This is a genomic window from Achromobacter semiaridum (genome assembly GCF_053543755.1).
In genome coordinates this window covers 1-2,258 of record NZ_JBLVOL010000103.1, presented here as the reverse complement: position 1 = coordinate 2,258, position 2,258 = coordinate 1, and the positions used below count along the sequence as shown (strand labels likewise).

At 68.3% G+C, this 2,258-nt stretch carries 2 protein-coding genes; both read left to right on the top strand.

The window, feature by feature from the left end; genetic code table 11:
• Positions 1–209: 209 nt before the first annotated feature.
• On the top strand, positions 210–572 hold the full coding sequence (locus tag ACNPP0_RS23300) for a DUF805 domain-containing protein (RefSeq protein ID WP_332610066.1): 363 nt from the start codon (positions 210–212) through the stop codon (positions 570–572).
• 178 nt (positions 573–750) lie between these two features.
• Positions 751–2,160, top strand: coding sequence for an NAD(P)/FAD-dependent oxidoreductase (locus ACNPP0_RS23295; protein WP_448707128.1), 1,410 nt, complete (start codon positions 751–753; stop codon positions 2,158–2,160).
• Positions 2,161–2,258: the final 98 nt, after the last annotated feature.

Below are 2,258 nucleotides of genomic sequence, written 5' to 3'. Positions count from 1 at the left end.
GCGCGCGGCCATGCCGGCCCGCCCAGCCTACCCGGGCTGGCGCACCGCCCCGGCAGCTGACGGGCTCGGCGCGCCGGCCTGCCGCGCTCCCTCGCCTTTGCCCTTCGCTTAATTCTCTTCAATCCCTTGGCGCCCCCGCGCGCCGATGACGCCGCCCGCGCTCACGCCCGGCGCGGATGGCGCACATCTTTACAAACCAGGAGACCCCCATGAAGTGGTATCTGCAAGCCCTCAAACACTACGCCGTCTTTCAGGGCCGCGCGCGGCGTCGCGAATATTGGTACTTCGTGCTGTTCCAGTTGATTGCCGTGCTGGCGATCTCGGCGGTGGAACGCGCGCTGGCCATCGCCAACCCCGAAATCCTGTTCGGCTGGTACACGGCGGGCTTCCTGCTGCTGACGCTGCTGCCCGCGCTGGCCGTCTCTATCCGCCGCCTGCACGACACGGGCCGCAGCGGCTGGTGGGGCTTGCTGCATGCCGTGCCCGTGTTGGGCACGTTGTTGCTTCAGCCCTTCATGCTGCCCGCCGGCGCCCCCGGCCGCAACCGCTTCGGCCCGGCCCCCACGGCCTGAGCCATTCCCCGATTCCAGGAACATCGACATGACATTGAATCGACGCGAATTCATCCTCAAGACAGCGGCGGCCTCAACGGCCGCCACCGCGGCCACCGCCGCCGGCGCACTGGGCTTGTGGCCCGCGACCTCGCGCGCCCTGACCACTGCCAACGCCGCCGTGCCGCCGCGCGACGCCATGCTGCCACCCGCCCAGTTGCTGCACGATGCGCAGCCGACGCCTACCCGGCTGGGCATTGATCCGCGCATCTGGAACTGGCGGCGCGACGCCAAGCCCACCGATCCCATGCCCGCCAACTACTACGAAGCCTCGCTGTCCGAGTGGCCGGCCTTTGGCCCGCTGCCGGGCGATGTGGACTGCGACGTGGTCGTCATCGGTGGCGGCCTGCTGGGCGCGTCCACCGCCTTGCACCTGGCCGAAGCCGGCGTCGACGTGGTGCTGATCGAAAAAGACCATATCGGGTCGGGCGCATCCGGCCGCAACGGCGGCCAGATGACACCCGGCTTGGCGCGCTGGGAAGCGGGCACGATGCTGGACAACCTGCCTTTGGACGACGCGCGGCGGCTGTGGCGATTTGCCTCGGTCGAAGCCATGGAAACCGTGGACGGCCTGCGCGAACGCTACGGCTTCGATTGCGACCGCAAGCGTGGCCACGTCACGGCGGCGGTGCACGCGGGCCATATGGGCGCGCTGGTCGAAAACGCCGACGCGCGACGCCGCCTGGGCGACGAGGCCGTCAAGATCATCGGCCGGCACGAATTGAAAGAGCAGTACGTGAAGTCCGATATCTACTTCGGCGCGGCCGTCGACAGCGGTGGCGGCCAGGTACAACCGCTGGCGCTGCTGCGCGGGCTGATCCACGCCTTCGTCAAGCTGGGCGGTCGCGTGTACGACAACACCGCCGCGCACGCCATTGACGAATCGCCGGGCAATACGCGCGTGACCACCGCGCAGGGCGCCATCAAAGCGCGCCGCGCCGTGGTGCTGGCGGTGCACAGCGCCACGTTCCAGTTCATGCCGGGCAGCTCAACCACCGTGCCCTTCTTCACCTACGTGGCCGTTACCCCGCCGCTGGGCGATACCCTGAACGCGTTGATTCCGTCCGGCCTGCCCATCTACGACACGCAGCTGCAAATTGATTACTACCGCCCCGTGCGCAACAACCGGCTGCTGTTCGGCGGCCAGGGCACCGGTAACTCGTGGTCGCCGCGCGACGTCAACAACTACCTGCTGGATCGCATCAAGACGGTGTTTCCCCAATTGGAAAAACCGGCGCTGGAGTATTCCTGGAGCGGCATCAGCGACCTGACGCTGAACGGCGCCACCGACAGCCGCAAGAGCGCGGGCGATGTGCCCGTGTACATGGTGCACGGCTGGAGCGGCCACGGCGTGGCGCAAACGGTGCGCATCGGCCGCGCCATCAGCGATGACGTCACCGGACGCAACACCGACTACGCCATGCTGACGCGCTTTGACCACGCGGGCATTCCGCTGGGACGGCATTTGTCGCCGGTGGCCATACCGCTGATCAAGGGTGCGCTGGGCGTGATGGGCATCCTGAACCCGGCCGACATGGTGTCGTTCTAGTGGCGTGTCGAGCTAGTGGCGCGTCATTCTAGGCAGGCGGCCGCGCGCGGGCGCGGCCGGTGGCGGCCACGGCCACGGCGGCCAACAGCAGCACCACG

Coding starts and splice junctions, on each gene's coding strand:
- ACNPP0_RS23300 (WP_332610066.1), top strand. CDS start 210: ATGAAGTGGTATCTGCAAGCCCTCAAACACTACGCCGTCTTTCAGGGC.
- ACNPP0_RS23295 (WP_448707128.1), top strand. CDS start 751: ATGCTGCCACCCGCCCAGTTGCTGCACGATGCGCAGCCGACGCCTACC.